The sequence below is a fragment of the Nevskia sp. genome, from assembly GCF_023266035.1.
GTDB lineage: Bacteria > Pseudomonadota > Gammaproteobacteria > Nevskiales > Nevskiaceae > Nevskia.
Genome location: NZ_JAHFRY010000053.1, coordinates 23,125 through 29,203 on the forward strand (window position 1 = coordinate 23,125; position 6,079 = coordinate 29,203).

8 protein-coding genes are annotated in these 6,079 nt (G+C 59.8%); 3 read left to right on the forward strand and 5 right to left on the reverse strand.

Translation table 11 applies throughout. The features are described 5' to 3' along the window. Both Q0D45_RS10120 and Q0D45_RS10125 read left to right on the forward strand, forming a co-directional pair. Positions 1-927 (forward strand): site-specific integrase (locus Q0D45_RS10120; protein WP_293392113.1); only part of this gene is annotated, 927 nt, incomplete at its 5' end. Positions 928-937: 10 nt separating this feature from the next. Continuing rightward, positions 938-1,291, forward strand: a complete 354-nt coding sequence (locus Q0D45_RS10125) for a hypothetical protein (RefSeq protein WP_293392116.1) — start codon at positions 938-940, stop codon at positions 1,289-1,291. 521 nt (positions 1,292-1,812) lie between these two features. Here the strand turns inward: Q0D45_RS10125 and Q0D45_RS10130 are convergent. The 5 genes from Q0D45_RS10130 to Q0D45_RS10150 form a co-directional block, all read right to left on the reverse strand. After that, positions 1,813-2,442 (reverse strand): hypothetical protein, encoded by a 630-nt coding sequence (locus Q0D45_RS10130; protein ID WP_293392119.1) that lies wholly within the window; start codon positions 2,440-2,442, stop codon positions 1,813-1,815. Between the two features lie 393 nt (positions 2,443-2,835). After that, on the reverse strand, positions 2,836-3,513 hold the full coding sequence (locus tag Q0D45_RS10135; RefSeq protein WP_293392122.1) for a hypothetical protein: 678 nt from the start codon (positions 3,511-3,513) through the stop codon (positions 2,836-2,838). Beyond that, positions 3,510-4,403: a hypothetical protein gene (locus Q0D45_RS10140; protein ID WP_293392125.1), complete on the reverse strand. Its 894-nt coding sequence runs from the start codon at positions 4,401-4,403 to the stop codon at positions 3,510-3,512. The genes Q0D45_RS10135 and Q0D45_RS10140 overlap by 4 nt, the downstream gene beginning before the upstream one ends. Next, positions 4,400-4,636 (reverse strand): AlpA family transcriptional regulator, encoded by a 237-nt coding sequence (locus Q0D45_RS10145; protein ID WP_293392127.1) that lies wholly within the window; start codon positions 4,634-4,636, stop codon positions 4,400-4,402. Before Q0D45_RS10145 ends, Q0D45_RS10140 begins: the two co-directional genes overlap by 4 nt. Before the next feature lie 82 nt (positions 4,637-4,718). Next, entirely contained in the window at positions 4,719-5,594 is an 876-nt protein-coding gene (locus Q0D45_RS10150; protein ID WP_293392130.1) for a hypothetical protein, read from the reverse strand. 242 nt (positions 5,595-5,836) lie between these two features. On the opposite strand from Q0D45_RS10150, the gene Q0D45_RS10155 reads away from it, so the two are divergent. Further along, the coding region (locus tag Q0D45_RS10155) for a hypothetical protein (RefSeq protein ID WP_293392133.1) at positions 5,837-6,079 on the forward strand (243 nt) is incomplete at its 3' end.

Here is a 6,079-nt window from a genome sequence, read left to right on the forward strand (position 1 = left end):
ACCTTCGGCGAAGCAGCTGACGCTTGGCACGCGTTCCGCAGTGGTGCCTGGAATGCGAAGACAGCGGAGCAGGCCCGCACCTACCTCGACAAGGACCTCCTACCCAAGCTACGTGCCCGGCCCCTAGACAACATTTCCCCGTCAGAGCTTGGCGCACTGATCGGCGGCATCGAGGCCCGCGGCGCATTCGACGTCGCCAAGAAGGCGCGGCAATGGATCAAGGCGATCTACAGCTATTCGCGGGCAAATGGCTGGACGGCGAATGATCCTGCGCGCGATCTTGCTGCTATTGCCCAGTCCGGTCCTGGCTCGCAGAACTACGCTCATCTATCGCTGGAAGAGCTGCCGGCCTTTCTTGAGGCGGTGGATAACGATGAAGGATCGATGCTGGTGAAGTCATGCGCGAAGCTGGCGCTATGGACTGCGAACCGCCCCGGTGTGACCCGAGGTGTGAAGTGGTCAGAAATCGATCTGGACGCCGGCGTCTGGACGATCCAGAAGGGCAGGGAGGGCATGAAGCGCGGTTACTTCCACATGACCCCGCTTCCAACCCAAGCGATCGAGATGCTGCGCGAGATTCAGCAGATCACCGGGCATTTCGAGTATGTGTTCATCGGGCGCACCGATCCCCGACAGCCGCTTAGCGATGGCGCGATTGCCGGCATGATCAAGCGCATCGGCTACCGGAACAAACAGACCATGCACGGATTCCGGCATCTGGTCAGCACGGCACTGAACGACAAGGGGTACGAATCAGACTGGATCGAGCGCCAGCTAGCGCACGGTGATCCGGACAAGATTCGCGGCACCTACAACAAGGCTGCCTACCTCGAACCCCGTCGCAGAATGATGCAGGACTGGGCTGACTATCTGGATATGATCATGCGCCGGGCCGAGGTCATCCCTATTCGCCGAGCAACTGGCTGATTAGGAAGTAGTGCCGCCCTCTGCCGGTTTGACCGCGCACATTCAGACCCATCCCGATTCACTGACGGGTAAGCAGCAGGAAGCTCAGACCAAGGCCGAGGAAGCAGCCGCGCAGAAGCAGCTGGAGCGCCGCGCTATGGAGGCTGACGTCGCCGAGAAGGAAGGCAAGGCCAAGAATCAGCAGGCCATGCTGGAGAAGATGATCGCCGACATCGGCGCCATTGCCGCCAAGGTCGAGCAGATCCAGGCGCAGACCGCCAAGACCGTGAAGGAAACCGAGGCGATCGATCAGGACATGATGGATCAGGCCGCAGCGCTCGCCGCCGGCCCGCCGCAGAAGGTCGAGGCACAGCTGCGCTGGTAACCATCGAAAGGTGCAATTTTGCACCTTTCGACCCGAATCAAGAAGGCCCGCTCATGCGGGCCTTTTCCGTTGGCTGCCGTAAAGCCCGTTTTCGGTGACGTTCACCGAAATTCCGCTGCCGACGAGTTGACGCGCCCGCCGAGGATGAATGAGTGATGCCCGGACAGAGGGCCATCGCTACTGCCGGAGCCGATCAGCCACCAATCCGGCTGGTGGCAAGTGCATTTTGCGCTAGTCGCCGGGTATTTCCGATCAAGGTGCAATTTTGCACCTTGCTCCGGCCGCCCATGTCCGCGCATAGGCAATCCTTTGCCAAAGCGGAACTTCGAAAGGATTCGAAGCCTTTGCCCGTTAAGGGCGTCTTCGATGCGGTTCCACACAGAAGCGAGAGCGGCATCCAAGAAAAACAGACTACGCGACCCAGCTGCCGAAGTTTGATTGTCGTCTAGCGCGCTACCAATTTGGCTTGATATTGAAGCGTCGCCATCAAGTGGCTGTGAACGAGGAAATGCTGCCTAGAGCTAGTCACAGTCGAGCGTGTCGAGCAAACGCCCCTCTGGGTCATAGATACGTTTCAACAGTCGCATGTTCAGTCTGAATTCCGAGTTGCAGGCCATCAGCTGGCCGGTGCATCCCGGATGCTGCATGTCGACCGGGATCACCTCATAGAGATCGACTGATTCGTACTCGCTGGGCATGGACGGCTGTGGAACCGTTCGTACCGATTCAGAGGAACAGATCAGGCAGCGGGGACCCGCGCGACGCTCCGACAACGTATTGGCACGTCGCCTAAGCTCGATCTGATTCTCCTCAACTTCCCGGAGACCTTCCCGAAGTTTCAGCCTGTCAGGCGAGAGCCGTTTGAAGCCAAGCAGGCGCATCCAAAGCGGGCGGCCCGATTTCTCACTCTCGCGGAGCTCAGTAAGGCGCAGCTTGTATTCGTCGATTAACGCCCGATTGGCGGCAAGACGTTCGCGAGTCGGCAATTGCTCGATCGGGGCCAGGGTTCCGCAGTCGTCACACCAACCCAGCTGGCGCTCCAGATTGATCTCGCCCTTGGACGTCCGGTAATGAAATCGTCCCCAGACGACGTGCTCTGCGCCCCGGAAGTTGCAGGCCGTGCAGGTGTAGATGACAAAGGGCATCGACATCGGGGTTCCTACCTGATCATGCCGCGATGGGCTTACTGCATGTCCTGCACGTTGTGCACAGCTTGGCCCGATTCTGCTGCATTGTTTGAACCGTAGTGAGCGTTTATTCGCGTGATGAACCGCGCCTTCATTCTCGAATCGCTCACCTTTTCTGGCGATTACGCGTCCGATTGATATCGACAATTGTGGACGTCGATGGCGGCGCGGCAAGCTGGTGCGCGATTTCCATCATCCGGAACTCTTTGCGCGCTGCTTGCCCCAACAGCACGGGTTGCCCTGGTCCAGTGAACTCGTAGCGGGCGCAGCGGCGGCAGCTAGTGCACTCCTGCCAAACAAGCTTCAGATTATCGTGAGACGCGTAGCCCCGCAGCGTCCGACCGCCGCAGCAGCAGATCACGAGATCTGTCCGCGGTCGACACCGGTCACGAGCATCCAGGCCGCCAAGAGCCAGAGCTGCTGCGATTTTCCGATGTCGGGCGAGCTTGCTGCCGCCAACAGCGAAGCACCGTCCGTTCCCTCCGGTGGTAGCACTATCTGTGTAGCTGTCCTGGCTACCGACAACGACGCCATTTCGTGCTGACGGTAGTCACCACGGCTACCGTCGCCCGCTTCAAGGCGCGAAATTACTTCCTCTCGGTAGTCGGTATGGCTACCGTGCGTAGCCAATTTGGCTACCGTGATTTTTACCGGAGCCTGCCAACGCATGTACGATTTCAACGGCACGGCACCGTCAATGCGCTTCAGTGGTTCATTGGTCAGCGCAAACACCGTTGCGAGTTTGTTTTTCCGGTGAAAGGCGCCGGGCTCCAACTCGATGATCCAGCCACGCTCCAGCAATTCGTCGCGAGCCGCTTGCGCGCGGCGCTGCCCGACGTTGAGGCGCCGCTCCATCTCACGAACGCTCAGGAAGACACTATTTTCGTCGATGTTAAACAGCGAGCGGAACTCAACAAGCAAGGCTCGCGCATCGGTGGACATGGTGCGGTACGCCGGGCACTCAAGTTCATGACGGTAGAGGCGGACATGCGCCTCCGCCCGTTTTGCTTTTCCCTTTTTACGAGAGCTGCTCATGACTTGCGCCCAGGCAGCAGCAGGGCCATGCGATTGAGCTGTTCGCGTTCCGATGCTTCGGCCACCTTGGCCGCCTGAAGGGCGCCGGCCGGCAACCAGGATTCGACATGCTCACGGAGCAGCGAGCGCAGCTCTCGTGCCGGCATCGCCTCAGCTTCGACCGTTTCCTTGACGTGCTGGGAGCGGCGGTCACCGGACTTGCGCGGCTTGGTCGGCAAGTCGTACCGGCTGATTTGCTCTTCCGTGATGGCCAAGCGGACGAACCGCATATCGACGTGGGGATCGAGATGCTCGCGCAATTCACGTTCCAGCACCTGATCGATCAGAACGCCGGCAGGGTCATAATCGCCGAGGTAGTAGATCACTGCCGGCTTCTGCACGTGACGATTCATGAAGCCTGCGGCCTCGTGAGCAAAAGTGATCGAACTGAAGCCGCCGCAGGGGAACAAACTCACGGCGAGTTCCTCGCAGTCCGCCTGGATAACACCTGCAAGCGAACGCGATTCGACCCAGACCTCGACATGTGCGGCAGCATCTGCCCAGAGGTCAGCCCGGTAGAAACCCGTCACGCGCTTCAAAAAGTCGCCGGCACCGGAGTACGTATCGACGAAGTAGCCGCGACGGGACGCATCGGAAATCCAGTGGTAGGGCAGCTTCCCCTGCCGCCGGAGTTCAACGCAGCGGTGCTGCACATGGCGATAGCCAAGATCGGATTTCTCGACGGGTTCAAGCAAGCGGGGGTCCGTCATCCGATAGAACACGTGGCGGATGCTCTGCGGGTGGTCTTCGCAAAGCACTGCAAGGATCTGCAAATCCAATTGCTCAACCCGTGCCCGGGTGCGGCGGGAACGGTTTATAGGGCCGGCACCATAATTCTGGATGGTGCTCATGCCACACCCCTGCGGCTGGCCGCAATCTGATCAGCCAGCCACTGATCGACTTCCGATGCGACCCAGCCGACGGCCGCGCCACCGCCAATGCTGATCGGCTTGGGGAAGTCTGGCTTGTAGCGAGGCGAGCGCGGATTGATCCAGTCGTAGATCGTGCTGCGGCTGACTGCGATGCGGGATTCGAGCTGGCGGCGGCGAATGATGGTGATGCGGTTCTGCAGCAAGTGGTCCATGTCGGTTCCTTTTGGATGAGCCGACCCGCACCATGTTTCACAATCCCACTGACTTCGACTCCTCAGCCGCTTGAATGGCCAGTCAAGCGCTTGACTGACTTTTGAGGTCGTCGTTGCGCCACTGCCGAACCCATCCCTCGACAACTTTTGTGCTTGTAAGTACAGGAAAATCTACGAGCATGTCCTTGGCAAATGCCGCCAAATCGCCGTGATGCCAAAGTTTTGGCTTGCGTGCATCAAACCGCTGCCGAACCAAAATCTTCGCGGCGTTCTTCGGGCTTTTCTCCGCCCTGTTTTTCCCACCCTTGCTCGAACTGCGAGCGTGCTTATCGAGGACTTTGCTCCCCGATGGGGCCGCCTCAGCGTTGGCATTCATGGCAGCGGCCATTGACCGTTCCTCCGCCCCGTTCTGCAGAAATTCCTCGATGGCGATCGCCGCCTTCTCGCGCGCTGCCACGGCGGTGTTCCGAATGCTCACTTCCGCCAATCCCAACAGCTGATCCGCCCGCCGGATCAAGGAATTCCAGCCATCCGAGTCGCGCTGGCCAAGGCGTTCGGCATGACGGGTAAGCGCAGTAGTAATTCGGGTTTTATCGAGATGATTCAGAGTGAACGGCTGTGCGCCGGCCGGCCAGGCGAACTCGTCCAGCAGGCCGTTCAGAATTGCCCGACTCGTTTCAGCGGAGTGCTGAGGCTTTAGGTCAGCCCGGACCTGGTCCCAGACCCGGCCGGGCCAGTCGTGCGTTTCGGAAGCGATGAAGGTTCCAAGTTCTTCGAGGCTTCTGAGTGGAACTTCGATCAGTGCCAAGCCGCCGCGGCCGGCCCGCAGTTCAGCTGACGCGTACTCGGTCAGGGTCGAGTACGAGGTAAGGGCGCGTGTTTGCAGCCGCTGGTCCAACTCGTGGCGAAGCACTTCAACGCGCCGCCTGATCAGGCGCTGCTTGGCGATATTCACCATGGTTGCGGGCACTGCATCACACGCCTCCGAAATGAGGGCACAAAGATGATGGGGCAGAGCCCTGCCGTACCGTACTATCCGTTAACAAGCGCTTCCAGAGTTTTCGATGCCGGGCTAGCGTCGTACCTGTAACGGCCTGCGGATAAGTGATCCTGTTGACGAAGTGGTAGCGGCAAGATCAACGCAGTGCGTGGAGACAGCGCCAGCAGAGCGCCAAAAAATTCAGGGAATTCAAAGCAATAATGAAGCTGGAAGAACTTCAGACGAATGCTGCGATCCGCGGCATCGTGCCGGATGCATCGGTGGTCGTGGTCAGCGTCCAGTGGTTCGGGTCCGAGGCGCTGGAACTGACCTACAAGACGCCGTCCGGCAAGGTGGCCAACGAACTGCTGTACCGCCACGACGAGCCTCGGCTGGAAGTCGTCGAGCAAGGCAGGCCCTGGAGCTTCGACGGCGACGGCGCGCTGTTCCGGCTGGTGTCCGAA

Bases quoted from the DNA above. Each gene is read 5' to 3' on its own strand.
- Q0D45_RS10130 (WP_293392119.1), bottom strand. From the start codon at position 2,442: ATGTCGATGCCCTTTGTCATCTACACCTGCACGGCCTGCAACTTCCGG.
- Q0D45_RS10135 (WP_293392122.1), bottom strand. From the start codon at position 3,513: ATGAGCAGCTCTCGTAAAAAGGGAAAAGCAAAACGGGCGGAGGCGCAT.
- Q0D45_RS10140 (WP_293392125.1), bottom strand. From the start codon at position 4,403: ATGAGCACCATCCAGAATTATGGTGCCGGCCCTATAAACCGTTCCCGC.
- Q0D45_RS10145 (WP_293392127.1), bottom strand. From the start codon at position 4,636: ATGGACCACTTGCTGCAGAACCGCATCACCATCATTCGCCGCCGCCAG.
- Q0D45_RS10150 (WP_293392130.1), bottom strand. From the start codon at position 5,594: ATGGTGAATATCGCCAAGCAGCGCCTGATCAGGCGGCGCGTTGAAGTG.